The sequence below is a fragment of the Streptomyces sp. S07_1.15 genome (genome assembly GCF_020739505.1).
Lineage (GTDB): Bacteria > Actinomycetota > Actinomycetes > Streptomycetales > Streptomycetaceae > Streptomyces > Streptomyces xinghaiensis.
On sequence record NZ_JAJBZK010000001.1, the window covers coordinates 236781 to 262054 of the forward strand.

23 protein-coding genes, 1 rRNA gene and 1 riboswitch are annotated in these 25274 nt (G+C 72.9%); of the genes, 7 read left to right on the forward strand and 17 right to left on the reverse strand.

Annotated elements, in window-relative coordinates; all coding sequences use genetic code 11:
* The first annotated feature begins 14 nt into the window (after positions 1 to 14).
* The gene (locus tag LIX60_RS01140; RefSeq protein WP_374117771.1) at positions 15 to 1013 is read left to right on the forward strand and encodes a DMT family transporter; all 999 of its coding nucleotides are present in this window, start codon (positions 15 to 17) and stop codon (positions 1011 to 1013) included.
* On the opposite strand, the gene LIX60_RS01145 is transcribed toward LIX60_RS01140, so the two are convergent.
* Positions 1004 to 2344 carry an aminotransferase class I/II-fold pyridoxal phosphate-dependent enzyme gene (locus LIX60_RS01145; protein WP_227956776.1) on the reverse strand — a complete coding sequence of 447 codons (1341 nt, stop codon included), beginning with the start codon at positions 2342 to 2344 and terminating at the stop codon, positions 1004 to 1006. The two genes, LIX60_RS01140 and LIX60_RS01145, sit on opposite strands and share 10 nt — an antisense overlap.
* 26 nt (positions 2345 to 2370) lie before the next feature.
* On the opposite strand from LIX60_RS01145, the gene LIX60_RS01150 reads away from it, so the two are divergent.
* Complete coding sequence (locus tag LIX60_RS01150) at positions 2371 to 3036, forward strand: pyridoxamine 5'-phosphate oxidase family protein (RefSeq protein WP_227956777.1); 666 nt, start codon at positions 2371 to 2373, stop codon at positions 3034 to 3036.
* An 84-nt stretch (positions 3037 to 3120) separates the two neighbouring features.
* Here the strand turns inward: LIX60_RS01150 and LIX60_RS01155 are convergent, their stop codons facing one another.
* Positions 3121 to 4140, reverse strand: coding sequence for a DMT family transporter (locus LIX60_RS01155; RefSeq protein ID WP_227956778.1), 1020 nt, complete (start codon positions 4138 to 4140; stop codon positions 3121 to 3123).
* Between the two features lie 318 nt (positions 4141 to 4458).
* On the opposite strand from LIX60_RS01155, the gene LIX60_RS01160 reads away from it, so the two are divergent.
* Positions 4459 to 4818: a hypothetical protein gene (locus LIX60_RS01160; RefSeq protein ID WP_227956779.1), complete on the forward strand. Its 360-nt coding sequence runs from the start codon at positions 4459 to 4461 to the stop codon at positions 4816 to 4818.
* A 129-nt stretch (positions 4819 to 4947) separates the two neighbouring features.
* Here LIX60_RS01160 and LIX60_RS01165 read toward each other — a convergent pair whose 3' ends face one another.
* Positions 4948 to 5493 (reverse strand): Clp protease N-terminal domain-containing protein, encoded by a 546-nt coding sequence (locus LIX60_RS01165; protein ID WP_227956780.1) that lies wholly within the window; start codon positions 5491 to 5493, stop codon positions 4948 to 4950.
* A gap of 367 nt (positions 5494 to 5860) precedes the next feature.
* Here LIX60_RS01165 and LIX60_RS01170 point away from each other — a divergent pair, with 367 nt between their 5' ends.
* Entirely contained in the window at positions 5861 to 6685 is an 825-nt protein-coding gene (locus LIX60_RS01170) for a PhzF family phenazine biosynthesis protein (RefSeq protein ID WP_227956781.1), read from the forward strand.
* Between the two features lie 63 nt (positions 6686 to 6748).
* On the opposite strand, the gene LIX60_RS01175 is transcribed toward LIX60_RS01170, so the two are convergent.
* Both LIX60_RS01175 and LIX60_RS01180 read right to left on the reverse strand, forming a co-directional pair.
* The gene (locus tag LIX60_RS01175; protein WP_227956782.1) at positions 6749 to 7558 is read right to left on the reverse strand and encodes a CPBP family intramembrane glutamic endopeptidase; all 810 of its coding nucleotides are present in this window, start codon (positions 7556 to 7558) and stop codon (positions 6749 to 6751) included.
* A gap of 181 nt (positions 7559 to 7739) precedes the next feature.
* The gene (locus tag LIX60_RS01180; RefSeq protein ID WP_227956783.1) at positions 7740 to 9242 is read right to left on the reverse strand and encodes a glutamate--cysteine ligase; all 1503 of its coding nucleotides are present in this window, start codon (positions 9240 to 9242) and stop codon (positions 7740 to 7742) included.
* 473 nt (positions 9243 to 9715) lie between these two features.
* Here LIX60_RS01180 and LIX60_RS01185 point away from each other — a divergent pair, with 473 nt between their 5' ends.
* Both LIX60_RS01185 and LIX60_RS01190 read left to right on the forward strand, forming a co-directional pair.
* Positions 9716 to 10303: a hypothetical protein gene (locus tag LIX60_RS01185; RefSeq protein WP_227956784.1), complete on the forward strand. Its 588-nt coding sequence runs from the start codon at positions 9716 to 9718 to the stop codon at positions 10301 to 10303.
* Between the two features lie 326 nt (positions 10304 to 10629).
* Complete coding sequence (locus LIX60_RS01190) at positions 10630 to 10836, forward strand: DUF5999 family protein (protein ID WP_019708264.1); 207 nt, start codon at positions 10630 to 10632, stop codon at positions 10834 to 10836.
* Between the two features lie 143 nt (positions 10837 to 10979).
* On the opposite strand, the gene gcvP is transcribed toward LIX60_RS01190, so the two are convergent.
* The gene (gene gcvP / locus LIX60_RS01195; protein ID WP_227956785.1) at positions 10980 to 13874 is read right to left on the reverse strand and encodes an aminomethyl-transferring glycine dehydrogenase; all 2895 of its coding nucleotides are present in this window, start codon (positions 13872 to 13874) and stop codon (positions 10980 to 10982) included.
* 190 nt (positions 13875 to 14064) lie between these two features.
* Positions 14065 to 14163, reverse strand: a riboswitch (glycine riboswitch).
* A 115-nt stretch (positions 14164 to 14278) separates the two neighbouring features.
* On the opposite strand from gcvP, the gene LIX60_RS01200 reads away from it, so the two are divergent.
* The gene (locus tag LIX60_RS01200) at positions 14279 to 14659 is read left to right on the forward strand and encodes a PRC-barrel domain-containing protein (RefSeq protein ID WP_227956786.1); all 381 of its coding nucleotides are present in this window, start codon (positions 14279 to 14281) and stop codon (positions 14657 to 14659) included.
* Here the strand turns inward: LIX60_RS01200 and LIX60_RS01205 are convergent.
* From LIX60_RS01205 to rrf, 11 genes are all read right to left on the reverse strand, one after another.
* Positions 14572 to 16149, reverse strand: a complete 1578-nt coding sequence (locus LIX60_RS01205; protein WP_227956787.1) for a DNA polymerase IV — start codon at positions 16147 to 16149, stop codon at positions 14572 to 14574. The genes LIX60_RS01200 and LIX60_RS01205 overlap by 88 nt on opposite strands.
* A 78-nt stretch (positions 16150 to 16227) precedes the next feature.
* On the reverse strand, positions 16228 to 16839 hold the full coding sequence (locus LIX60_RS01210; RefSeq protein WP_308101000.1) for a MerR family transcriptional regulator: 612 nt from the start codon (positions 16837 to 16839) through the stop codon (positions 16228 to 16230).
* A gap of 177 nt (positions 16840 to 17016) precedes the next feature.
* Complete coding sequence (locus LIX60_RS01215; protein WP_039820899.1) at positions 17017 to 17490, reverse strand: bifunctional nuclease family protein; 474 nt, start codon at positions 17488 to 17490, stop codon at positions 17017 to 17019.
* Between the two features lie 62 nt (positions 17491 to 17552).
* The gene (locus tag LIX60_RS01220) at positions 17553 to 18293 is read right to left on the reverse strand and encodes a MerR family transcriptional regulator (protein WP_227956788.1); all 741 of its coding nucleotides are present in this window, start codon (positions 18291 to 18293) and stop codon (positions 17553 to 17555) included.
* A gap of 16 nt (positions 18294 to 18309) precedes the next feature.
* The gene (locus LIX60_RS31870; RefSeq protein WP_374117951.1) at positions 18310 to 19167 is read right to left on the reverse strand and encodes an FHA domain-containing protein; all 858 of its coding nucleotides are present in this window, start codon (positions 19165 to 19167) and stop codon (positions 18310 to 18312) included.
* A 172-nt stretch (positions 19168 to 19339) separates the two neighbouring features.
* A complete protein-coding gene (locus tag LIX60_RS01235; RefSeq protein ID WP_227962568.1) occupies positions 19340 to 20341 on the reverse strand; it encodes a DUF881 domain-containing protein in 1002 nt (333 codons plus the stop codon).
* Between the two features lie 5 nt (positions 20342 to 20346).
* The gene (locus tag LIX60_RS01240) at positions 20347 to 20679 is read right to left on the reverse strand and encodes a small basic family protein (protein WP_030544681.1); all 333 of its coding nucleotides are present in this window, start codon (positions 20677 to 20679) and stop codon (positions 20347 to 20349) included.
* Positions 20676 to 21593: a DUF881 domain-containing protein gene (locus tag LIX60_RS01245; RefSeq protein WP_227956789.1), complete on the reverse strand. Its 918-nt coding sequence runs from the start codon at positions 21591 to 21593 to the stop codon at positions 20676 to 20678. The genes LIX60_RS01240 and LIX60_RS01245 overlap by 4 nt, the downstream gene beginning before the upstream one ends.
* Before the next feature lie 119 nt (positions 21594 to 21712).
* The gene (locus LIX60_RS01250) at positions 21713 to 24208 is read right to left on the reverse strand and encodes a mannose-1-phosphate guanyltransferase (RefSeq protein ID WP_227956790.1); all 2496 of its coding nucleotides are present in this window, start codon (positions 24206 to 24208) and stop codon (positions 21713 to 21715) included.
* 128 nt (positions 24209 to 24336) lie between these two features.
* Complete coding sequence (locus LIX60_RS01255; RefSeq protein WP_019708252.1) at positions 24337 to 24945, reverse strand: CDP-alcohol phosphatidyltransferase family protein; 609 nt, start codon at positions 24943 to 24945, stop codon at positions 24337 to 24339.
* A 155-nt stretch (positions 24946 to 25100) separates the two neighbouring features.
* Positions 25101 to 25217, reverse strand: a 5S ribosomal RNA gene (gene rrf / locus LIX60_RS01260).
* Positions 25218 to 25274: the final 57 nt, after the last annotated feature.

Consider the following 25274-nt stretch of genomic DNA (forward strand, 5'->3'; position numbering starts at 1 on the left):
CCAGATTTTTTCGCTTGTCCTACGAGATCTCGCGGAGCATCGTGGGGCCCATGACCGCCCCCGCCACGACGGACGACTCCCGCTCCGCACCCGCCGGACCGGCCCCCGGCCACGGCCCGGCCCGCCGCCCCGCCGTCGACTGGCGGATCCGCTTCGCCGTCCTCTCGCTGATCTGGGGCTTCAGTTTTCTGCTGATCAAGGTGGGAACGGAGGGCTACGCCCCGCTGCAGGTCACCCTCGGACGGATGGTGTTCGGCACGGCGGTGCTGCTGGCCGCGCTGGGCCTGCGGCGGCAGCGCCTCCCCCGCGGCGCCCGCGCCTGGATCCATCTGGCCGTCTCCGCCCTCTTCCTCAACGCACTGCCGTACTCCCTCTTCGCCTACGCCGAGCTGACCATCTCCTCCACGCTGGCGGGGATCTGCAATGCCACCACGCCGCTCTGGGGCATGGCGCTGTCGATGGTCGCGCTGTCCGAGGACCGGCCGACCCGGCGCCGGGTGGCGGGCCTCGGCCTGGGCTTCATCGGCGTGCTGACGGTCCTGGGCGCCTGGCAGGGTTTCTCCGGGCAGGACCCGGCGGGCACGGCGATGGCCCTGGCCGCCTCCGCGAGCTACGCCGTCGGCTGGGTCCACGTCCGCCGCACCCTGGCCGGCCGCGCCGATTCCCATCTGGCGATGTCGAGCGCCCAGTTGCTGCTGGGTACCGCACAACTGGCCGTCGTCACCCCGCTGTTCACCTCCGTCCCGGTCTCCTTCCCGCTGGTGCCGCTGCTGGCCGTGACGGCGCTCGGCGCGCTCGGCACCGGTGCGGCCTTCCTCATCCAGTACGGGCTGGTCGCCGAGGTGGGGCCGACGACCGCGCAGATGGTCACGTACTTCATCCCCGTCATCGCGACGGCCGCCGGCGTGGCGCTGCTCGGTGAGCGCCTCGACTGGAACGTCCCGGCCGGAGCGCTGATCGTGCTGGCCGGGGCGGCGCTCACCCAGAGCCGGCGCCGCCGCCCTCAGGCGTAGCGCTCCGCGGGGGGCGGGCCGGCGGCCGCGGCCAGCGCCTCGGCCACCGTCTCGATCTCGTCCCGGGCCAGCGGCGACACGGTCACCCGCACCCCCGGCCGCGAGGCCGTGCGGAAGCGGGCGCCGGGGGCCACGGCCCAGCCGGCCCGCAGGAGCCGGGCGACCGCGCCGGTTTCATCGGGGACCGGCACCCAGACGTTCATCCCGCTCCGCCCGTGCGCCGCGATCCCCCGCCGCCGCAGCGCCGCCACGAGGGCCTCGCGCCGGGCGCCGTAGGAGCGTGCGACGGCCGCCGGGTCCACCGCGCCGGACCGCCACAGCTCCGTCACGGTGTGCTGCAGGAGATGGCTGACCCAGCCGGGGCCGAGGCGCTGCCGGCCCCGCACCCGGTCGGTGGTGAGCGGGTCCCCGGTGAAGACGGCGAGCCGCAGGTCGGGGCCGTACGCCTTGGCGGTGGAGCGGACGAAGGCCCAGTGCGGCACGCTTCCCGCCAGCGGGTGGAGGGGCAGGGAGACGATGCCGTGCCCGTGGTCGTCCTCGATGAGCAGCGTGCGCGGATGGCGGGCCAGGACGGCCCGCAGCTCCGCCGCCCGCGCCGCGCTCACCGCGGCCCCGGTCGGGTTCTGGGCGCGGTCGGTGACGACGAGCGCCCGCGCCCCCTCCCGGAGCGCCCGGTCGGCCTCGCCGGGCAGCGGCCCGTCGTCGTCGACCGCGACGGGCACCGCCCGCATCCCGAGCGCCGGCACGAGGTCGAGCATGCTGCCCCAGCCCGGGTCCTCGACGGCCACCGCGTCGCCGGGCCGGAGATGCGCGGCGAGCACGCGTTCGATCGCGTCCAGGGAGCCGGAGGTGACGCCGACGGACCCGTCCGGCACCCCGTCGGCGTCCAGCTCCGCCCGGGCGGCCCGCGCCAGCTCCGGGTCCACGGACGGGGCCCCGTACAGGAGCGGCCGCCCCGCGCGGCGGCGGGCGGCCTCGGCGAGTGCGGGCCCCAGCGGCGGCAGCAGGGCCGGATCAGGATTGCCGGTGGACAGATCGCGCCCGCCCGGGGGCGCCTCGACCCGGATGGACTCCCGTGCGGTGCTGGCCGGCCGGGCGCGGACGCGACTGCCCCGCCGGCCGTCGGTCTCGATCACCCCGCGGTCCCGCAGCAGGCGGTAGGCGGCGGCGACGGTGTTCGGGTTGACGCCCAGCTCTCCGGCGAGTTCCCGCAGGGGCGGCAGCCGCCTCCCGGGGGCGAGGGCGCCCGCGCCCACGCCCTCCTCCACGCTCGCCGCGATCTCGGCTGCGCGCCGCCCCTCGATCCGGTAATCTCCTAGCACAAAGCTCATTATGCACTAGAACAAAGGAGAACACCATGCCGGGGCCCGCCCCCTACGCACCGAGCGAGCGCACCACCCCGACCCGGGCCCGCCACCGCGCCTCGTACGACCGCGAGGTGGTGCACGCGATCCTCGACGAGGGCTGGGTCTGCCACCTCGGATACATCCGCGACGGCGCGCCGGTCGTGCTCCCGACGCTCTACGCCCGCGTCGGCGAGCGTCTGTACCTGCACGGCTCGACCGGCTCCCGCCCGCTGCGCGAGACGGAGGAGAGCGGCGGGACCGGCCTGCCGGTCTGCGTGACCGTCACCCATGTCGACGGGGTGGTGCTGGCCCGGTCCGCCTTCCACCACTCCGTCAACTACCGCTCGGTGGTGGTCCACGGGACCGCCCGGAGCGTCCTCGGCGAGGAGGAGCGGGCAGCGGCCCTGGACGCCCTGGTCGACCAGGCAGTGCCCGGCCGCTCCCGGGACGCGCGCCCGGCGAACGCCAAGGAGCTCGCCGCCACGTCCGTCATATCCGTGGACCTGCGGGAGGTCTCCGCGAAGATCCGCACCGGCGGGCCGAACGACGAGCCCGGGGACCTGGACCTCCCCCACTGGAGCGGGGTCCTCCCGGTCGCCACCACCCGCGGCACCCCGCAGCCGGCCGCCGACCTGGCCCCGTCCGTCACCGTCCCGGCCTATCTCACCTCCGGCTGAGCCACCGCCGGCCGCCCCCGCACGGCGGTGCGGAACCCGGTCCGCCGCACGGCCCCGGACCGCCGCGTCCCGGTGCGTCCGGGATCACCCGGGCGCACCGGGACGGCCGCCGGCCGGCCGTCCGGACACCGCCGCCGGGGAGGGCGGGGCGGACGCCGCAGAGGGCGGCTCCGCCGTCCGGGCCACCACTCCCGCCCCGTCCCTGGGCACCGAGCTCTGGGCGATCAGGGCGCCCGCCAGCACCGCGGCTCCGCCCAGCAGTTGGGGCGCGGACAGGTGCTCCCCCAGCAGCACCCAGGCGAGGACGGTGGCGACGACCGCCTCCAGGCACGCCACCACCCCGGCCACCTGCGGCGACAACCGCCGTACGGCCACCACGCCGGTCAGATAGGCCAGGACGGTGGCGACCAGGACCACCCAGCCGAGCAGCAGCGCCGCGGGCACCGCCGCGTCCGCCAGCTCCGCCCGCCCGGCGAGGAGGTGCCAGTCGATGCCCCACGGCCGGGCGAGCAGGGTCAGCGCGGCCGCGCCGATCAGGAACCCGTACGCGATGACGCCGGCCGGGTCGGCCGTGTCGTCACCGCCGCCGTGGTCGGACAGCACGAAGTAGCCGACCTGGCAGCAGGCCGCGCCGAGCGCCAGGAGCAGCCCGAGCGCGTCGAAGCCGAGCCCCGCCCAGACCTCCACCACACAGGCCAGGCCGCCGACGGCGAGGACGGCCCCGAGCGCCGCCGCCCGCGTCACCGGCCGCCGCTGCACGAACCGGACCCAGCCGAGGACCAGGGCCGGGGCCAGGTACTCCACGAGCAGGGCGACCCCCACCGGGATGCGCGAGATCGCGGCGAAATAGCAGACCTGCACCCCGGCGACGGCCAGCAGGCCGAAGCCGGTGAGCAGTGCGGGACGCCGGCGCAGCAGTCCGCGGTGGCGCCAGGCGAGGGGCAGCAGCACCAGTGCGGCGCCCGCGGCCCGCAACCACACCACATGCAGCGGGTCCGCGCCCGCCTCGATCAGCGGCTTGGCCGCGACACCCGAGCCGCCGAAGGCGAGCGCCGAGACGAGGGCGAGTCCGAGACCGGCGGATCTTCCACGGGACCTCTGCATCCGCTCATCATGTCAGCACCGTCGGACGATGTCATGAGTGTCGCCCCTATTGACACCTGTCGGCCATCCCGGCCGGCCCGCGCGAACTCACCGGGCGGCGCCCGGGACGTCCCAGGAGACCGTCCCACGGGCGGGCGTCCCCGCAGTTCAGCGAGGCGCATGTCCCATGATTACGCCATTTCCCTGTTCATTCGGGACAGTTCGGCCTCCGTACCCCCAGTCTGGTCATCGGAAGCAGGGCCGGGCCGGGCGGGCTCCCGCACGGGCCGGGCCTCCAGACCGTCCGTCCAACGGACCATCGGAAAGGACTCCGGACCCATGATGAACACACGCACCGGAACCGCCCGCAGGCGTCTCGCACTCACCGCCGCCACCGCGGCCCTCGCCGGCGGCCTCGCCCTCCCCGCCGCCCCCGCGGTCGCGGCACCCGCCGGAACCGCGGAGCGGATGGCCCCGGCCGCGGCGGTGGACACCCGGGGCACCGCCCCGGCCTGCGTCCGGCGGGACGTGGTCAAGCACCGGAAGAAGGTCACCGTCACCAACACCTGCGGCCGGACCATGCACGTCAAGGTGGTCATCAAGCGCGGGAGGGACCTCCCGTGCCTGACCTACCAGCACGGTGAGACCTGGACGGGCCACTGGCGCATCGGTTCCTACGGCAAGGTCGTCACCTGCTGACCCGCCTTCGGTCCGGCGTCCCCGGCGGGAGCCCGTCCCGCCGGGGACGCCCCTGTGCGGATCCGCCCGCGGCCGCCGCCACGCCGCGCCCCGTGCCGTCGGGCACCCGGCACGGACCCGGCCGGCCGCTCAGCCGCCGTCCCGGACGGCGCCGCACTCCAGCCGGGCCACCAGCCGCTCCGGGTCGACGCCGACCCGGCGCAGCACCTCCACGGCCCGGCACTCCCGGTCGGCGGCCAGGGCGGCCAGCAGGTCCGCCCCCGTCGCCCGGTCCGCTCCCCGGGCGCGGGCTCGCGTCAACGCGCCCTCCACGGCCGCGGCGGCCGCCGGCGAGAGCGGCGTCGCACCGCCCGCACGGGGCCGGAACGGCGCGTCCGACCCCTCGGCCGCGCCCCGCCAGCGCAGCCCGTAGCCGATGCTGCGCTGGGCCAGATAGCCGCGCAGCCGCAGGACCTGGGCCGGGCCGCCGTCGAACGCGGCCCGTACGTCCGGGTCGTACTCCAGGAGGCTGTGCAGCAGATGCGCCGTGTCCGTCTGCCGGTCCCCGTCGCGGACGGCGCGCCGGCGGGCACCGGAGGCCACGGACGCCGGTTCGACACGGAACCCGGAGGGCCCGGCCGGGCGGGCGGAGCGGAGCGGGCAGGAGGACGCGGTCTGCGACGTACGGTTGTGCACCCTTCCACCCCATCAGTTCCCGGCCGCTCCGGCATCCGCGCGGGGACTCATCTCCGCCTACGTCCTGGGACGGGCGGCTCCGTTCGGCATCTCCTCCTCACGGAGGAGAGCGCCGCGCGGACCGGGGGCGCGCCCGGCGGGCGTACACGCCGGGGCGGACGGGCGGTCCGCGCGGTCCCTCCCGCCGGGGATACCGGCCGGGAGAGCACCGGGGGCGCGGAAAGAACGGCGAAGGGACGGCCGAGGGCCACGAGAGGGGAAGGACCGCCGTCATGCCGCCACCGCGCCGCCCCCGGGACCGGTGAAGGGCCACCGGCCGCCCAGTGGCCTTGGTGCGCCGCCTCCGCCCCGTCCTAGGGTGCCGCCCATGAGGATTCGTATCGTCGACGCCTTCACCGACCGCCCGTTCGCCGGCAACCCCGCCGGGGTCGTCCTTCTCGACGGCGACGGCTTCCCCGGCGCCGGGTGGCTCCAGCAGGTGGCTTCCGAGGTCAATCTCGCCGAGACGGCCTTCGCCCACCGCCTCGGCCCCGGAGCGGACGCCGGCTGGGCGCTGCGCTGGTTCACCCCCGTCACGGAGGTGGATCTCTGCGGCCACGCGACGCTGGCCACCGCGCACGTCCTGCACACCACCGGCACCGCCACCGGAACGGTCCGCTTCACCACCCGCGGCGGCGTCCTCACCGCTGCCACCGGGGACGACGGCGTCATCACGCTGGACTTCCCGACCGCGCCGCTCACCGCCGTCGACGTGCCCCCGGAACTGCCGGACGCCCTCGGCGCACGGCCGCTGTCCGCCCACGACACCGGACCGGCCGTCGGCGACCTGCTGGTGGAGCTGGCCGGCGAGCGGGCCGTGCGGGATCTCGCCCCCGACTTCCGCGCCCTCGCCCGGCTCGGCCACCGCGGCGTCATCGCGACGGCGGCCGCGGGGGACCCGTCGGCGGGCTACGACTTCGTCTCCCGCTTCTTCGGACCGGCGGTCGGGATCGACGAGGACCCGGTGACCGGCAGCGCCCACACCGCGCTCGCGCCCTTCTGGTCCGCCAGGCTGGGCCGCGATGAACTGACGGGGCTCCAGGCGTCCGCCCGCACGGGGCTGGTGCGCACGGCGCTGCGCGGCGAGCGGACCCTGCTGTCCGGCGGCGCGGTCACCGTCATCGACGGAGAGCTGCTGACCGCCCCGGGCTGAGACGCGACGTCCGGTGCTCCGGGTCATGCCCGTCCGGTCGTACGCCCGGCCGGAGCGGGTCCGTCAGGGCGGGGTCGGCAGCCAGTCGACCTCGCCCGCCAGCAGCGCGTAGCCGCCGAACGCCACGATGTCGATCAGCGCGTGCGCGGCGACCAGCGGCCCGATCCGCCCCCAGCGCCGGTAGAGGAGCACGAAGACGACGCCCATCACCAGGTTGCCGACGAATCCGCCGATGCCCTGGTAGAGGTGGTACGTCCCGCGGAGCACCGAACTCGCGAGGAGCGCCGCCACCGGGGTCCAGCCCAACTGCCCGAGGCGGCGCAGCAGATAGCCGACGACCACGACCTCCTCCAGCAGGGAGTTCTGCACCGCCGAGGCGATGAGCACCGGGAACTTCCACCAGACGTCGGGGAGCGACTCCGGCACCACCGTGAGGTTGGCCCCCGTCGCCCACACCGCCAGATAGAACAGCAGCCCGGTGCCGCCGATGGCCGCCGCCACGAGCGCGCCGCGGCCGAGGTCGGAGCCGGGCCGGCGCCGGTCCAGCCCGAGCGCCCGCAGTCCGCCGGCGCCCTCGCGGAGCAGCAGATGCGCGACGAGGGCGACGGGCACCAGCGCGGTGGCGATGCCGAACAGCTGCCAGGCCAGGTCGAGCCAGGGACGGCCCGGCGCCTGGGAGCCGTTGAGGGTGGCCGCCCGGTCCTGCAGATCGCCGGGCGCGGTGACCGAGCCGGTGAAGCTGATCACCGCCGAGAGCGCGCTGGCGCCGACGGAGAGCGCCAGCACGAGCAGGGTCTCCTGCCGCAGCACCCGCTTCGCCGGCGTCTTCTCCTCGCCCGGCACCCCGGCCGCACCGCCCGACTCTGCCCGCACAACCCGCCTCCGGTCCGCCGCGTTCCCCTTTTCTACACGGCCGGGAAGCGGCACCACCAGCGCGGGCCCGCCGGACTCCCCGGCCGCCCCGGACCGTACGCCCGCCTGAACGATGACGGAGCGGCCCGCCCGGTCCGGCCCGGGCCCCGTTCCGGGCCGGGCCCCGGGGCCGTGCCCGGGCTCAGTCCGGCAGGTCGGCGGGCCAGGTGTGCACCGGCTCCCCCGTGCGCGCGAGTTCCGCGTAGCGCCGGGTGGTCGCGGCCAGCGCGCTCTGCCGGTCGAGACCCCGCTCGCGCGCCTGGCGGAAGGCCTCGGCCTGCCAGGAGGCACCGTTCACCCGCCGCCGGCAGCGCTCCTCGATGATGCCGAGGTAGTGGTCGCGGTCCGCGGGCTCCACCCCCCAGGCGTCGAGGCCGGCGGCCGCCAGCGGCAGGAGTTCCTCCCGGACCAGGCGCGGGGCGGGCATGTCCGTCACCGCTCCGCCCCGGCCCGGGCGCGGCCAGCGGAGGGTGGCGTCGATGCCGTACCGGCAGGCGGCGTCGAAGTTCCGGGACGCGTCGCCGAAGGGCAGCCGCGTCCACACCGGCCGGGCTTCCTCCGCGAGGGCGCGGACGAGCCCGTAGTAGAAGGCCGCGTTGGCGATGACGTCGTCGACGGTCGGCCCGGCCGGCAGCACCCGGTTCTCCACCCGCAGATGGGGGCGGCCGTCGCTGATGTCGTAGACCGGCCGGTTCCAGCGGTAGATGGTGCCGTTGTGCAGCACCAGTTCATGGAGGCCGGGGACGCCCTGCTCGTCGAGGACCTTGAGCGGGTCCTCCTCGTCGCAGACCGGCAGCAGGGCGGGGAAGTAGCGCACGTTCTCCTCGAAGAGGTCGTACGCGGACTCGATCCAGCGCTCCCCGAACCACGTTCGCGGCCGCACGCCCTGGGCCTTGAGTTCGGGGGCGCGGGTGTCCGTGGACTGCAGGAAGAGCGGCGGCCGGGACTCCCGCCACAGCTCGCGGCCGAAGAGGAAAGGGGAGTTGGCGCCCACGGCGATCTGCGCGGCGGCCACCGCCTGGGCGGCGTTCCACACCGCGGCGAAGCGGCCGGGGGTCACCTGGAGGTGCAACTGCACCGAGGTGCAGGCGGCTTCGGGGGCGATCGAGGCGCTGGTGTAATGGAGCCGTTCGACGCCCTCGATGTCGAGCACCAGGTTCTCCCCGCGTGCGGCCAGGATCTGCTCGTTGAGCAGGGTGTAGCGGTCCGCCGCGGACAGGTTCGCGGAGACGAGGTCCGGGCCGGCCAGGGTCGGGAGAATTCCGATCATCACGATCCCGGCGTCCACTTCCCGGGCTTTGCGGTCGGCATATGCGAGTGCGGTACGGATCTCCTCGGCAAGCTGATCGAGAACGCGGCCGGACAACCGGTGCGGCACGATATTGACTTCGAGGTTGAACTGCCCCAACTCCGTCTGGAAATCCCCGCTCCGGATGCGCTCGAGCACTTCCGCATTCATCATGCGGGGCATGCCGTCCTCGCCGGCGAGATTCAGCTCGATCTCCACGCCCATCAGATTCCTCGGGCGGTCGAACCTCTTCTCCTCCAGCAGCCGCCCCAGACCCTCCAGACACTGGTGCAGTTTGGTGCGGTAGCGCTGCGGATCCGCCAGGTCGAACCCGTCCGCCTCGACCTTCTCGCCCATCGAAGGGTCCCTCCTCCAGTGCACCGGTGCCCGGGATGATGCCCGGCCGGCCGGACCACAACGCCCCGGCGGACAGCATCTGCCCGCTAGGATGCCCAGTACACCCCGGGGGCACATTCCATCGGCATAAAGAGGCCCCGGACGGGCACGGCACAAAGGTGTGGTGAAAAACACCAGCAGGATTCGGCCGACCGGCTGCCACGGCATAACACAAGGCCACAGGTTTTGCGAACGGACAGAATGGTGGAACTCCCCCACCATCGCGGTCCGGTTTCAGTCTTGCCCGTAATACGCGCGTCGGCTAGCCGAAACGCGCCGTGAACACGCGCCGTATAAACTCCGGGTACGCGGGCAGAGAGTACGTGTCGCCGGCATTCTCCGCTCCGGCCCCTCTTCCGCCCCGCGCCACGCTGACATTGCCGTCCGCACTTGCCCAGCATCACCCGTGTCTCCGAAGTGAGAGGCGACCCATCATGCCGCTGCTTTCCCTCCAGGCGCCCAGGCCCGCCCAGCACAGCACCCTCGCGGCCCTCGGTTCCCCGGCCGCCGCGCCGGTGCTCCGCTCGCACCCCGGGCCGCTGACCCCGGAATCGCCCTTGCCGGTCCACGTCCTGGAGGGGATCACCCGGCAGGAAGGCCCACCGCCGGCCCGCCTCGCCGCGTGGCGCTTCCTGGTACGGAGCGGGGGCCGCGCGGTGGCCGCCGCCGAGACCAAGCCGACGCCGGACGGCTGGGCCTTCTCCCACTTCTTCGGGGGCCCGTACCTCTCCTCGACCGAGCAGGCCCTGCGCCAGGCGGAAGCGCTGTCGGGCATGTACCAGCCGCGTCTGCTGTCGGTGCCCGAGCTCTACATGCTCACCCTGTGGCTGCACGGCGACACCGCCGCGGACCCCGCGGAGGGCCAGCCCGCCCCCACGGATCTGCTGGTCCCCCTCGCGCCCGCGCCTCCCGGCATCGCCGCGCACCACCCGCACCGGGTCTCGGACCTGCTGCCGGTGCTCACCCTGCGGCTGGGCCGAGTGGCACCCCTGCTGGACGCGACGGCCTCACCGGCCGCCTGAACGCCGGTTCTTCCCCTCGAACACGCGCGCCCCGCGGCTCCCCCGTCCGCGGGGCGCGCCGGTGCGCCGTCACCGCACCACCGCTCCGGCCCGGCCGGACTAGTCCGCTCCGGCCATGGTGAACCACCCGAAGGGGCCGTCCTCTTGACGGCAACCGTCCGCAAGAGTGGTGCGTCATCACCCCGGAAGGGCGGGTACAGCGAAATTCCTGCGAAACACCATTCCGCGGGTAACACTGGAACCGACCAAGGAAAGGATTACGGGGGGCGGTTGTGAACACTACGTCAAGCCGCAGGACACTCACACCACAGCGAAAGATCCCTGCCATGTGCCAGCACTCCTCACCGTGCCCGACAGCCGACTCCGCCGACCGGGAAGCCGCCCATCTGGTGGCGCACCACCCCGAACAGGGCTGGAGTCTGCTGTGCAACGGCGTCCTGCTCTTCGAGGACACCGGTGAACTGCTGCCCGACGGGCAGATCATCGCTCCGCACCGGCCACTGGGCATCGAGCATGTGATGACCGCTGCCTGACCCGGCGGCCGGTAACGACGGGCACCCCACAGAGATCACTCCGCACAGGTCCGCACGATAACCGCACAGAGATCACAGGGCCGGCCCGGCAGCTCGCCGGACCGGCCCCGTTCACGCCACGCGCCGGCACCGCGCCGGAGGGGTCAGGAGTCGTACTCCTCCAGCGGCGGGCAGGAACAGACCAGATTGCGGTCGCCGTAGGCGCTGTTGACGCGCCGGACCGGCGGCCAGTACTTCTCCGCCGCCCCGACCCCCGGCGGGAACACGGCCGTCTCCCGGCTGTAGGGGTGCTCCCACTCCCCCGCCAGCACCGCCGCCGTGTGCGGCGCGTTGCGCAGCGGGTTGTCCTCGGCCGTCCACTCCCCCGAGGCGACCTGCTCGATCTCCGCACGGATACGGATCATCGCGTCGCAGAACCGGTCGAGTTCGGCCAGGTCCTCGCTCTCCGTGGGCTCGATCATCAGTGTGCCGGCCACCGGGAACGACATCGTGGGGGCGTGGAAGCCGTAGTCGATCAGCCGCTTGGCGACGTCGTCGACGCTCACCCCGGTCGCCTTGGTCAGCGGCCGCAGATCGATGATGCACTCGTGCGCCACCAGCCCGCCGGGACCGGTGTAGAGCACCGGGAAGTGCGGCTCCAGCCGCTTGGCGACGTAGTTGGCGCTCAGCACGGCCACCTGGGTGGCCTGCCGCAGCCCCTCGGCACCCATCAGCCGGACGTACGCCCAGGAGATGGGCAGGATGCCCGCGGATCCCCAGGGCGCCGCCGACACCGGGCCGACGCCCGTCTCCGGCCCGGCCGCCGGCTGGAGCGGGTGGTTGGGCAGATACGGCGCGAGGTGGGAGCGCACGGCGACCGGGCCGACCCCGGGCCCGCCGCCGCCGTGCGGGATGCAGAAGGTCTTGTGCAGATTGAGGTGCGAGACGTCGCCGCCGAACCGGCCGGGCTCGGCGAGGCCGACCAGGGCGTTGAGGTTGGCGCCGTCCACGTAGACCTGGCCGCCCGCGTCGTGCACGGCCGCGCAGATCTCTCCGATGTGCTCCTCGAACACCCCGTGGGTGGAGGGGTAGGTGACCATCAGCACGGCCAGCTCGTCACCGTGCTTCTCGATCTTGGTGCGCAGGTCCTCGGTGTCGACCTCGCCGTTCTCCGCCGTCTTCACCACGACGACCCGCATGCCGGCCATCACGGCACTGGCGGCGTTGGTGCCGTGCGCCGAGGACGGGATGAGGCAGACGGTGCGCTCCTCCTGGCCCCGCGCACGGTGGTAGGCGCGGACGGCGAGCAGTCCGGCCAGTTCGCCCTGGGAGCCCGCGTTGGGCTGCAGCGAGACCTTGTCGTAGCCCGTGACGGCCGCCAGCTGCTCCTCCAGCTCCCGGATGAGGGCGAGGTAGCCCTCCGCCTGCTCGGCCGGCGCGAAGGGGTGCAGGGCGCCGAAGCCGGGCCAGGTGACCGGCTCCATCTCGGTCGTCGCGTTCAGCTTCATGGTGCAGGAGCCGAGCGGGATCATGCCCCGGTCCAGCGCGTAGTCCTTGTCCGCGAGCCGGCGCAGATAGCGCAGCATCGCCGTCTCCGAGCGGTGCTCGTGGAAGACGGGGTGGCCGAGGTACTCGTCGGTGCGCAGCAGCCCTTCGGGGAGCGCGTCGGGCACCGCGGCGTCCAGCGCGTCGACGGAGGCGGCGCCGGCCGGGACGCCGAACGCGGCCCAGACCGCGGCCAGCTCCTCCCTGCCGGTGGTCTCGTCGCAGGCGATGCCCACGTGGTCGGCGTCGGTGAGCCGCAGGTTGATCCCGGCCTCGCGGGCGGCGGCGACGACCTCGGCGGCCCGCCCGGGCACCCGCGCCGTCACCGTGTCGAAGAACGCGCCGTGGACGACCTCCACGCCGCCGGCCCGCAAGCCCTCGGCGAGCAGGGCCGCGTAGCGGTGCGTGCGGCGCGCGATGTCCGCGAGCCCGTCCGGCCCGTGGTAGACGGCGTACATCCCGGCCATCACCGCGAGCAGCACCTGCGCGGTGCAGATGTTGCTGGTCGCCTTCTCCCGGCGGATGTGCTGCTCACGGGTCTGCAGGGCCAGCCGGTAGGCGGGGGCGCCGTCCGCGTCGACGGAGACGCCGACCAGGCGGCCCGGCAGGTTGCGGGCGTAGGACTCCCGCACCGCCATGTAGCCGGCGTGCGGCCCGCCGAAGCCCATCGGGACGCCGAAGCGCTGGGTGGAGCCGACGGCGATGTCGGCGCCGAGATCACCGGGCGAGGTCAGCAGGGTGAGGGCGAGCAGATCGGCGGCGACGGTGACGACGGCGCCCAGCTCGTGCGCCCGTTCGACGACGGCCCGCGGGTCCGTGATCCGCCCGGAGGCACCCGGGTACTGCAGCAGCACGCCGAAGACGCCGCGCTCGGCGATCTCGTCCGGGATGCCGCCGGACAGGTCGGCGACGACGATCTCGGTCCCGGCCGGCTCGGCGCGGGTCTCGATGACGGCGATGGTCTGCGGAAGGCAGTCGGCGTCGATCAGGAAGACCCCGTCCTTCACCTTGCCCACACGACGGGAGAGCGCCATCGCCTCCGCGGCAGCGGTGGCCTCGTCCAGCAGCGAGGCGCCGGCGGTGGGCAGGCCGGTGAGGTCGGCGACGACCGTCTGGAAGTTGAGCAGCGCCTCCAGCCGGCCCTGCGAGATCTCCGGCTGGTAGGGGGTGTAGGCGGTGTACCAGGCCGGGTTCTCCATGACGTTGCGCAGGATCACCGGCGGGGTGAAGGTGCCGTGGTAGCCGAGGCCGATCATGGAGGTGAGGACCTGGTTGCGGCCGGCCAGGGCCCGCAGTTCGTCCAGGACCTCGGCCTCTCCGCGCGCCTCGGGCAGCGCCACCGCCCCGGTGCTCTTGATGACGTCCGGGACGGCGGCCGCGGTGAGTTCGTCGAGCGATCCGTAGCCCACCTGGGCGAGCATCTTGGCCAGGGCCTCGCGGCCGGGGCCGATATGGCGCCGGGCGAACGGGGTGCCACGCTCCAGCCGGGAGAGGGGAATGCGGGGTGCGGTCATCTGCGGAGGCCTCCTGGTCGACGCGGACCTGCGAAGGGGCACCCTGGCGGGTACCCCGAACGGGGGCCTCCCCCTCTGTCGTCGACCTGAGAGCTTCACCGGACCCCGCACACGCGGTCCGGCTTTCACCGTCGGTGAGGAAAGGTTCCGGCACAGCCGGCCCGGCACCTGCCCTGCTTTCCAGAGTGACCTCGCCCGTGCGGTACGGGTGCCTGAGAGATTCCGGGGAGGATTTGCTCCTTCGGCGCCCCCGGCCCCGGGGGGCGGAGGACTCTCCCGCACGGGATCTGCGGCCACGGCCAGCCTACCAGCGGGGCCCCGGACCGGACCCCCGAGTGGCCGACGGGCCGGATCTGGCCTTACGTGGATTGCACGGGGAAGTCCGCCGACCAGTTGGAGGGACCGTGCACACGGGGATCGACCCGCGGAGCCTCATCGGCCGCAAGGCCTTCGACAGCGACGGTACGAAGATCGGCACCGTGGACGAGGTCTACCTCGACGACGCCACCGGGCTGCCCGAGTGGGCGGCCGTGCGCACCGGCCTGTTCGGCCGGGACGCCTTCGTCCCGCTGGAGCCGAGCGAGTTCGTCGACGGCACCCTGTACGTGCCCTACCGCCGCTCCCTGGTCCGGAACGCGCCGGACTTCGGGGTGGGCCGCCACCTCTCGCCGGAGCAGGAGATCCAGCTCTACCACCACTACGGGCTGGAGGCGGAGCTGCCGGACGGCGACGAGGAGGCCCCGGGCCGGGACGGCTCAGGACGGACCGCCGGATCCGGCGCCTGACCACCCGGCGGGCCGGGTCCCCGGCCCCCGCTCCGGCCGGGCTCCGGGCCGCCGGCCGGCCGTACCAGCGGCGGCGGCGCGGCCGGCTCCAGCGCCGGATCGTCCGCGCGGAAGGTCCGTACCCGCCCCGGCTCCGACCAGGGCTGCTCGAACCGGACGGTCACCCGGCCCAGACCGCTGCCCTGCACCCAGCCGCTCCCGTACTCCGCGTGCCGCACGTCATGCCCGGGGTGCCACCGGCGGGAGCCCTCCCGGGCGCCCCCCGCATCCCCCGCCCGTGCCGCTTCCGCCGCGGCGACGCCCTCCCCCGCGCCCTCCCCCGGCTGGTCGGGCCGCGTGCCCGCCTCCGCGTCCTCGTCCCCGCCCGGCCCGGTCCGCGCGCGGACGGCCGGAGCCGCCGGGCCGGTGCCCTCCAGCGCTGCCTGCGCGAAGAGATCCTCCTGGGTGAAGTCCGCCAGCCCGGTGACGCCGACGCCGAGCAGCCGCACCCCGCCGGTGGTGTCCACCCCGTCGAGCAGCCGCACCGCCGCCTCGCGCACCACCCCCGGGTCGTCGGTGGGGCCGCGCAGGGTCTCCGAGCGGGTCAGCGTGGAGAAGTCGTAGCGCCGGACCTTGAGGACGACCGTGCGCCCGGACCGGCCGGCGGCCCGCAGCCGGGTGACACACCGGCCGGCCAGCCGCACCACCTCCCCGTACACCCGGGTCCGGTCGTGCAGGTCCACGTCGAAGGTGTCCTCCACGGAGACGGACTTGCTGTCCCGCTCGGCCACCACCGGGCGGTCGTCCCGGCCGGTGGCGAGGGCGTACAGCGAGCTGCCGTGCGCCTTGCCCAGCAGCCGCACCAGCTCGGCCTCCCCCGCCCCGACCATCTCCTCGACGGTGCCGATGCCCGCCCGGCGGAGCTGCTCGGCGGTGGCGGGCCCGACACCGGGCAGCACCCGGACCGGCATCGGCGCCAGCAGTTCGCGTTCCGTGCCCGGCTCGATGACCACGAGACCGTCCGGCTTCGCCTGCTCGGACGCCATCTTGGCGAGCATCTTGGACCCGGCCAGGCCGACCGAGCCGGTGAGCGAGGTCCGCGCGCGGATCGCGGTCCGCAGCCGCTCACCGGCCTCCCGGGCCGCGGCGGCGGTCGCCGGGGGAGCCGGGCCCGCCTCCAGGTCCACGAAGGCCTCGTCCAGGCTGAGCGGCTCGACCAGCGGGGACAGCTCCCGCAACAGCTCCATGACCGCCTCGCTCACCTGCCGGTACAGCGAGAACCGGGGCGTCAGATACGCGGCGTTGGGGCAGAGCCTGCGGGCCTGGGCCGTCGACATGGCCGAATGGACACCGAAGACCCGCGCCTCGTAGGAGGCGGTGGCGACGACGCCGCGCGGCCCGAGACCGCCGACGACGACCGGCTTCCCGCGCAGACTGGGCTTGGACGCCTGCTCCGCCGAGGCGAAGAAGGCGTCCATGTCCAGATGCAGGATCGTCGGAACCGGTCTCACGGCACCGATGCTGCCCTACGGCACCGACAACGGCTCCGGCGGCCGCGCCGCCACCGGACCGGCGCGCCGGGGCCGGTCTCAGCCGGCGCGGTTCCGGCGGCGGGCCAGTTCGTCACCGGGATGGTGCCCGATCAGGGTCTCCCCCGTGTCCACCCGCTCCCCGTGCAACTGCTGCAGCGCGTTTTCCACATCGCGCCAGACCACGCCGACGGCGATGCCGAACATGCCCTGTCCGCCCTGCAGGAGACCGACGACCTCGTCCGGGGAGGAGCACTCGTGGACCGTCGCCCCGTCGCTCATCAGCGTCATCCGGGCCAGGTCGGCCCGCTCCCGGGTGCGCAGATGGCGCACCGCCGCGCGGATGTTCTGCAGGGAGACACCGGTGTCCAGGAACCGCTTGACGATCTTGAGGACGACGACGTCCTCGATGCTGTAGAGCCGCTGGCCGCCCGAGCCCTGGGCGGAGCGCACACTCGGCTCCACCAGCCCCGTGCGGGCCCAGTAGTCGAGCTGCCGGTAGGTGATGCCCGCGGCCGCGCAGGCCGTGGGGCCCCGGTATCCGACGTTCTCGGAAGGCTGACCGGGGGATGTCACGGGACCCGTCGCGGCGGTCTTCTGGATGGGGGCGGAGCCACCCGCGTGGAGCGGAATGGGACTGCCCGCCGCTGTACCGTCGCCGGTGCTGCTCACGCCGACCTCCGTCCTTGACCTGCCTTGTCGACGGTAGGCAGTCGCCGGGGGTGCGTCAACGATCGCCGCGCTCGGCACGCCGGGTGATAATCACCCCTGGGGTGGTTTTCCGTAACCGCGGGCGGGGAACGGCTCAGCGAATGCGCGGCGGGCGGTTGCGGGGAGCTCCCGCCCGCGTCACTGGCTGCTGGTACCGAAGTCCTCCGGCGAGATCTGGTCGAGGAACTCGCGGAACTTCTCCACCTCGTCCTCCTGCTCGTCCGGGATGGCGATACCGGCGTCGTCCAGCACCCCGTCACTGCCGTAGATCGGGGTACCGGTGCGCAGGGCCAGCGCTATGGCGTCGGACGGGCGGGCGCTCACCTCGACACCGCTCGCGAAGACCAGCTCCGCGTAGAAGACACCCTCCCGCAGATCCGTGATGCGGACCTGGGTCAGCTCCTGGCCCACCGCTTCGAGCACGTCCTTGAACAGGTCGTGCGTCAGCGGTCTGGCCGGGGCCATGCCCTGCTGGGCGAAGGCGATCGCGGTCGCCTCCCCCGGTCCGATCCAGATGGGAAGGTACCGGTCGCCTCCCACCTCACGCAGGAGCACGATCGGTTGGTTGGAGGGCATTTCCACCCGGACACCCACAACGTCGAGCTCGTTCACACAGCAACCCTAGGACCTGCCCGGCCGTTTTGGGTAGTCGGGCACCCCTCGGAAGCGCGGAGTCAGCGCAGGCGCACGCCGAGCGACGACTGCACCAGGGCCGCGTGGAGCCGCAGCGAGAGGGTCGCCAGCTCGCGCGCGGTGGATTCGGCGTGGGCGCGCGTCTGGGGGTTGCGGTGCCGCCTCAGCGGCGAGACGACCTGTTCCACCAGGCCGGCCTCACGGTCCGCGGCCGCCTTCATGACCCGCAGATGCCGGGGCTCCAGACCGAAGCGGCCGATCTCCCCGAGGATCCCGGCGATCGTGACGGCGTCTGGGCCGTAGCTCCCGTCCTCCAGCGGCGAGATCAGGCCGTACGACTCCCACTCGGCCAGCTCCCGCTCCTCCACCCCGGCCCCGGCCAGCAGCCCGGCGCGATCGGTCCGGGCCGGGGCCGGGACCGCGTCCGCCGGGTCCAGCACACCGTCCAGCAGATCCCGGGCCCGGCCGGGCGCGGGGACGTCCGGCCGCTCGCCCCGCTCCAGCGCGTCCAGCTGCTCGCGGATCACCTTGAGCGGCAGATAGTGGTCGCGCTGCATCCGCAGAACCCGCGCGAGCCGTTCGACGTCGTCCGGACTGAACTTGCGGTAGCCCGACGGCGTGCGCCGCGGCTCGACCAGGCCCTCCGCCTCCAGGAACCGGATCTTGGAGATGGTGATCTCCGGGAACTCGTCCCGGAGGAGGCCCAGCACCCGGCCGATGCTGAGCAAACGGCGGTCGGGGGCGGCGCCGGAGCCGGCGCCGCCCGACGGTGTCTGGCGCATGGGCCTTTCCCTGCGGTCAGATGCTCCGCTGGCTCGCGTAGAAGACCAGCCGGTACTTGCCGATCTGCACCTCGTCACCGTTGGTCAGCGGAACGGAGTCGATGCGCTCACGGTTGACGTAGGTGCCGTTGAGGCTGCCGACATCGGCCACGGTGAAGCCGCCGTCCGCACCGCGGCGGAACTCCACATGGCGCCGGGAGACGGTCACGTCGTCCAGGAAGATGTCGCTCTGCGGGTGGCGGCCGGCCGTGGTCAGCTCGCCGTCCAGCAGGAAGCGGCTGCCGGAGTTCGGGCCGCGCCGGACGACCAGCAGCGCCGAACCCGGCGGCAGGGCGTCGACGGCGGCCTGGGCCTCCGGCGAGAGCGGCGGCGCGGTCTGGCCGGTGGCCTCCGCCTCGTAGGCCTCCAGGCCCGAGATCGAGATCGTCGAGGTGGTCTCGGAGGGGCGCTCCGACGGCGCGCCGCGCAGCGGGGCACCGCAGTTGGAGCAGAAGCGGCTGGCCTCGGCGTTCCGGTGCCCGCACCTCGTACAAACCGGCAAGGCCGACATGGACTGTGCCTCCTGCTGCGACGGCCCACCGGGGGCCTGGGACGCGTACGGACCGGAGCCGAACTCTCCACCCGCACTTGAGGTTGATGAACCTATGCGTCCGGACGCGGCAGGGTCAACAGAGGACGCGCCACTGCCCCCCTCGGCCCCCGCCACCTCGTCACGGAACAGCGGCCGCTCCGCCTGCTGCGCGCCGCCCTCCTCCGGGCCACCGGCCCGGTGACGGGCACCGCCCGACTCTTCCCGAGCGCTCTTACCGAACAACTTCCCGAACAACTTCACGGGCGATTCCCCTTGACCGAAACAGACCCGCCCGTGGGGCAGGACGAAACCTCATTGCACACCCTGTGTGCCGACCCGGACATGAAGACAACGTCCGCGCCCACCAGACAGTTTCCACCACGCACCGCCCTCGCGGTGCTCCGACCCCCCGCAGCCGCACGCGCCCGGCGAGCCCCTCGCGCGTACCGCCCGCGCCCCGGCGACCGACCGCGTCTCACTGCGGTGACGACCGAGCGTAGTCAGGCCGATCCGCCGCCCGCAAGGCGTCCACGATGATCTTCTCCTCGCGGGTGACGGCCACCGTGGCCTGCTCCTTTTCCAGACTCTGCACCACACCGCCGGGAATGTTGAGAGCGGGTTCCAGATCCTGCGGATCACCGATCGCCCTGATCCGGAACGGCTGCTCCACGCGCTGCCCGTCGATGCGGACCCGGTCGCCGTCCTGCGTGAAGAACGTACCCGCCACCACCCGTACGTCGTTGATCTGGATCGCCTCGGCACCGGCGGCCCGCAGCTCCTGTATGGCGTCCAGCAGCTTGTACGCGTCGACGGCCCCCTGCGGAGCACTGACGGTGATGGTGAGACCGGGGCCCTCGGCGGCCACCGTCCCGGCCAGCACGCCGAGTTGCTGCTCCTTCTGCTCCGTCTGCCGGCGGGCCTCCTCGGCCTGGTCCGAGCTGTTCTCCAGCTCGGTGCGCTGCTCCTCCAGACGCTGCTGCTCGTCCTGGAGCCGCTGGGTCTGGTCGCCGATCTCGTCGAGGATCCGGACGAGGTCCTCCTGGCGCGCGCCGCGGAGCACGCTGGCGTCGCTGGTGGAACGGACCTGGATCGCCAGGCCCAGCCCGAGCACGCACAGCAGCAGCGCCACGATGAGCTGGGCGCGGCTGACCCGCGGCGGCCAGAGAGCGGCCCGCAGCCGCTGGCGTCCCGTCATCCTCTCCTCACCGCGCGGGCCCTCCGGCGCCGGGGCGGCGGCTCCCGCGCCGGGAGCGGGGGCGGGGGGTGTGGGTGCGCCGGACGAGACGTCGGCCGCCGCCGGGCCGTCGGCGGGGCGCTCCCCGCCGGAATCCGGGGTCTTCGCCTCGGGCAGCGGCTGCCGTCCCGGCCCCGGGCGCCGCGCGGCACCCGTGCCGTTCCGGGCCTCCGCGCGCTCCTCCGGGGTCCGGCCGCGGTCCGCGCCGGTGTCCTCCGGCTCCGGTGTCCTGTCGTCGTTCATCGGCCTCACGCCCGGAAGATGTGCCGGCGGATGGCGGCGGCGTTGGAGAAGATCCGGATGCCGAGCACCACCACGACACCGGTGGACAACTGCGCCCCGACACCCAGCTTGTCACCGAGGAAGACGATCAGAGCGGCCACCACCACGTTCGACAGGAACGACACCACGAAGACCTTGTCGTCGAAGATGCCGTCCAGCATCGCCCGCAGACCGCCGAACACCGCGTCCAGCGCGGCCACCACGGCGATGGGCAGATACGGCTCCACCACCGCCGGAACCTCCGGCCGGACCAGCAGTCCGACCACGACGCCCACGACGAGGCCCAGTACGGCGATCACGATATGCCCTTCCCTGTGTCGGCGGCGCTCTTGCCGCCGGCGCCCAGCGGTTTCGCGGTTCGGATGATCAGACTCGGCGCGGCCGGCAGGTCGACCCGTTCGTGCGCCGAGATGCTCGCACGGACGCCGTAGTTGTCCTGCAGCACCTTCAGGTACTGACCACCGGCACTGTTCTGGAAAGCCTTGCGCAGCCGCTGCCCGTTCCCCACCGCGAGCACCGTGTACGGCGGCGCCAGCGGCCTGTTGTCGACGAGTATCGCCTCGCCGGCCCTCCTGATCGCCGAGACGGCGGTGAGCCGCTGGCCGTTGATCGCGACCGCCTCGGCCCCCGCGCCCCACAGCCCGTTGACGACATGCTGCATGTCACGGTCACGGACCCGTCCGCTGTCGGCGAAGCTGCTGCTCTCCCGCGGTCCGTCGCCGCCCGCCGCCGCGCTCTCGGCGTCGTCCACCACCAGTCGCAGGCCCGGGCCGTGCACCGGGGTCGCCCCCGCCAGCAGCGCGGTCAGCTCCTCCCGGCTTCCTCCGTGCTTCTCCAGCGCCTCGCGCTGAGCGGCTCCGACCTCCCGGCGCAGCCGCTCGACGTTCCGTTCCAGCGTGTCGGACCGCTCGGTCCCGTCCTCGATCCGGCTGATCAGTTCCTCGCGTTCCTTGGCGCGGACCGGGGCCTCCACCCTGGCCTGCGCGGCGCCGACGGTCACGACGATCGCCGCGAGCACCAGGCCCGCCGCGAGCCCCAGCTTCGACCGCAGGGTCTTCGGCAGGCCGGCCGAGCCCTCGGCCGCACGGCGGGCGGCGGCCTCCGCGTAACCCTCGTCCAGGCTGTGCTCCGTCACGTTCGTCAGCAGCGACATGGACGCGTCGGGACGCGACCGGCGCGCGGGAGTGCTCCGATCGGGGGACTGCTGCGACATGACGCACATCGTCGCATGTGAGGGCCGCCACCGCCGAATGGGCCCACCGGTTCGGCCGATCGTGAGTGGCCCGCCGGCATGCGGCGGGCCACTCACGGCATCCCTGCAGGGGCGACGGCTCAGCGGCCGGCGCTGTCCACCACCGCGGCCCACTCGTCGAGCAGCTGCTGCGCGGAGGCGTCGTCCGGGCCCTCCGCCCACAGATGGGTGACCGCCTCCGCCGGGTCCGGCAGGACCATGATCCAGCGGCCGTCGGCCTCCACGACCCGCACACCGTCCGTGGTGTCGACGTGCCGGTCACCGGCGGCTTCCACCACGCTGCGCATGACGAGACCCTTGACCGCCCACGGCGTGGCGATGTCCCGGCGCCGCACATGGGCCCGCGGGATCCGCGCGTCGATCTGACTGAGTGTCAGCTGCGTCCGGGCGACCAGGGCGATCAGGCGGACGAAGGCGGCCGTGCCGTCGAAGACGCTGCTGAACTCGGGGACGATGAAACCGCCCCTGCCGTCGCCGCCGAAGACCGTGGACTCCGCACGGCTGACCCGGGTCAGGTCGTCCGGTGAGGTCGTCGTCCACTCCACCTGCGTGCCGTGGTAGGCGGCGACCTGCTCCGCGATCCTGGTGGTGGTCACGGGGAGCGCGACCCGCCCGCTGCGCCGCTCGGCCGCCACCAGATCCAGCATGACCAGCAGAGCGCGGTCGTCCTCCACGATCCGTCCGCGCTCGTCGACCAGGGACAGCCGCTCGCCGACGGGGTCGAAGCGCACCCCGAACGCGGCGCGGGCGGAGGCAACGATCTCGCCGAGCCGCACCAGGCCGGAGCGGCGGGCGTCCGCCGTCTCGGTGGGACGCGACTCGTCGAGGCCCGGGTTGATCGTCAGAGCGTCGACCCCGAGCCGCCCGAGGAGGCTGGGGAGGACCAGTCCGGCGCTGCCGTTGGAGGCGTCAACCACGATCTTGAGTCCTGCCTCGGCGACGCCCGTGGTGTCGACGGCACGCAGCAGCGAACCGGTGTACGCGTCGAACACACTGGCCGGGAAGCGGAGATCCCCGATCTCCCCGGGGAAGGCCCGGCGGTACTCCTGGCGGGCGAAGACCCGGTCGAGTTTGCGCTGCCCCGCCTGGGAGAGATCCGCCCCGCGTTCGTCGAAGAACATGATGTCGACGGAGTCGGGCACCCCGGGGGTCGTGCGGATCATGATGCCGCCGGCACTGCCGCGCGCGGTCTGCTGGCGGGCCACCGGCAGCGGCACGTTCTCCAGGTCCCGCACGTCGATGGCGCTGGTCTGGAGAGCGGAGATCACTGCCCTCTTGAGCGCCCGGGCGCCCCGGGAATGGTCGCGCGCCGTGGTGACCGTCGACCCCTTCTTGAGGGTGGTCGCATAGGCCCCGGCGAGCCGCACCACCAGCTCGGGGGTGATCTCGACGTTGAGGATGCCGCTCACCCCACGGGCCCCGAAGAGCTGCGCCTGGCCGCGCGACTCCCAGATCACCGAGGTGTTGACGAAGGCGCCCGCCTCGATGGTCTTGAACGGGTAGACGCGGACGTTGCCCTGCACAATCGATTCTTCGCCGACGAGGCACTCGTCGCCGATCACGGCTCCGTCCTCGATCCGGGCGGCGCGCATGATGTCGGTGTTCTTGCCGATGACACAGCCGCGCAGATTGCTCTGCTGGCCGATGTACACGTTGTCGTGGACCACGGCCTTGTGCAGGAAGGCGCCGCTCTTCACCACGACATTCGATCCGACGACGGTGTGTTCCCGGATCTCGACCCCGGATTCCACCTTGGCGTAGTCACCGATGTAGAGCGGGCCGCGCAGCACCGCGTCCGGACTCACCTCGGCGCCCTCGGCCACCCAGACACCGGGAGAGATCTCGAAACCGTCGATGTCCACATCGACCTTGCCCTCGAGCACGTCGGCCTGCGCCTTGACGTAGCTCTCGTGGGTGCCGACGTCCTCCCAGTAGCCCTCGGCGATGTAGCCGTAGATCGGCTTGCCTTCCTTCATCAGCTGCGGAAAGACGTCGCCGGACCAGTCGACCGAGACATCGGCCTCGACATAGTCGAAGACCTCGGGCTCCATGACGTAAATGCCGGTGTTGACGGTGTCCGAGAACACCTGCCCCCACGTCGGCTTCTCCAGGAACCGCTCGACCTTCCCCTCCTCGTCGACAATGGTGATGCCGAATTCCAGGGGATTGGGCACTCTGGTCAGGCAGACGGTGACCAGTGCCCCCTTCTCCTTGTGGAAGTTGACGAGCTCGGTGAGGTCGAAATCGGTGAGTGCGTCACCGGAGATGACGAGGAAGGAGTCGTCCTTGAGGGCTTCCTCGGCGTTCTTGACGCTGCCGGCAGTGCCGAGGGGCTTTTCCTCGTTGGCATAGGTGAGCTCCATTCCGAGCTCTTCCCCGTCACCGAAGTAGTTTTTGACGAGGGAGGCGAGAAACTGCACCGTCACCACGGTCTCGCTCAGCCCGTGCCGCTTGAGCAGCCTCAGAACATGCTCCATGATTGGCCGGTTCGCCACCGGCAGCAGTGGCTTGGGCATGCTTGAGGTCATGGGGCGAAGGCGTGTGCCTTCACCGCCGGCCATCACGACGGCCTTCATGTCGGAAGCGTCCTCCTTGAAGAGACGACGGTCACACCGACCGAGCTCGGCCGGTCCGTCGGGGTGGACCCACCGCACTGGCACGCGGAAACCCTGCGTTCGGCCAGGGCCACGGCGTCGGGGCAGGCTCAGTCGGTCGAGGTATCCGCCTTCACGAGTCGGCGGACCTGAACCACATAGAGAGTTCCTGCCCACCAGTAGAGAGTTGTACCCCATCCCGCGAACGCCCATCCGAAAATAGCAGCGAGCTGCGGAAGCCATCCGCTTCCGTCACTCAGCAGCAGCAACGGGAAGGCGTACATGAGGTTGAACGTCGCCGCCTTGCCGAGAAAGTTGACCTGGGGCGGCGGATAGCCGTGCCGGCGGAGGATGCCCACCATCACGAGCAGGATGAGATCCCGGGCGAGGAGCGCCGCGGTCAGCCAGAGCGGGATGATGTCGCGCCACGTCAGGCCGACGATGGTCGTGAGGATGTACAGACGGTCGGCCGCCGGGTCGAGGATCCGTCCCAGGCTGCTGATCTGGTTCCAGCGGCGGGCGAGCTTGCCGTCCAGGTAGTCGCTGACGCCGCTCAGGGCGAGGACGAGCAGGGCCCATCCGTCGGCCTTGGGCCCCCCGAACTCCGGCAGCAGAATCAGCCAGAGGAAGAGGGGCACGCCCAGCAGCCGGGCCATGCTGAGAATGTTCGGGATGGTGAGGACACGGTCTGTCTGGACCCTTGTCTCCTGGACCTCCACCCGTGGCCTCCCGGAAGGACGTTTTCGACGATGCTCCCCGACCTTACCGGTGTACGGGGGCCGGCGAGCGCGGAGGGTCGGCGGGCGGTCCGGACACACAAAAAGACCGGGTTTCCCGAGCCGGTCAAGGCCCGGGAAACCCGGCTTCACAAGGAGTTCGGCGGCGTCCTACTCTCCCACAGGGTCCCCCCTGCAGTACCATCGGCGCTGAAAGGCTTAGCTTCCGGGTTCGGAATGTAACCGGGCGTTTCCCTCACGCTATAACCACCGAAACACTATGAAACTATACGAACCGGACGGCAACACAGTTCGTTGTTTCAGAACCAACA

What these genes read in the sequence shown, in the direction of transcription:
- LIX60_RS01245 (WP_227956789.1), bottom strand. Translation starts at nt 21,593, where the DNA reads ATGTCGCAGCAGTCCCCCGATCGGAGCACTCCCGCGCGCCGGTCGCGT.
- LIX60_RS01145 (WP_227956776.1), bottom strand. Translation starts at nt 2,344, where the DNA reads ATGAGCTTTGTGCTAGGAGATTACCGGATCGAGGGGCGGCGCGCAGCC.
- LIX60_RS01190 (WP_019708264.1), top strand. Translation starts at nt 10,630, where the DNA reads ATGTGCCAGCACTCCTCACCGTGCCCGACAGCCGACTCCGCCGACCGG.
- LIX60_RS01185 (WP_227956784.1), top strand. Translation starts at nt 9,716, where the DNA reads ATGCCGCTGCTTTCCCTCCAGGCGCCCAGGCCCGCCCAGCACAGCACC.
- LIX60_RS01250 (WP_227956790.1), bottom strand. Translation starts at nt 24,208, where the DNA reads ATGAAGGCCGTCGTGATGGCCGGCGGTGAAGGCACACGCCTTCGCCCC.
- LIX60_RS01235 (WP_227962568.1), bottom strand. Translation starts at nt 20,341, where the DNA reads ATGAACGACGACAGGACACCGGAGCCGGAGGACACCGGCGCGGACCGC.
- LIX60_RS01160 (WP_227956779.1), top strand. Translation starts at nt 4,459, where the DNA reads ATGATGAACACACGCACCGGAACCGCCCGCAGGCGTCTCGCACTCACC.
- LIX60_RS01180 (WP_227956783.1), bottom strand. Translation starts at nt 9,242, where the DNA reads ATGGGCGAGAAGGTCGAGGCGGACGGGTTCGACCTGGCGGATCCGCAG.
- LIX60_RS01150 (WP_227956777.1), top strand. Translation starts at nt 2,371, where the DNA reads ATGCCGGGGCCCGCCCCCTACGCACCGAGCGAGCGCACCACCCCGACC.
- LIX60_RS01220 (WP_227956788.1), bottom strand. Translation starts at nt 18,293, where the DNA reads ATGCGCCAGACACCGTCGGGCGGCGCCGGCTCCGGCGCCGCCCCCGAC.
- LIX60_RS01155 (WP_227956778.1), bottom strand. Translation starts at nt 4,140, where the DNA reads ATGCAGAGGTCCCGTGGAAGATCCGCCGGTCTCGGACTCGCCCTCGTC.
- LIX60_RS01170 (WP_227956781.1), top strand. Translation starts at nt 5,861, where the DNA reads ATGAGGATTCGTATCGTCGACGCCTTCACCGACCGCCCGTTCGCCGGC.
- gcvP (WP_227956785.1), bottom strand. Translation starts at nt 13,874, where the DNA reads ATGACCGCACCCCGCATTCCCCTCTCCCGGCTGGAGCGTGGCACCCCG.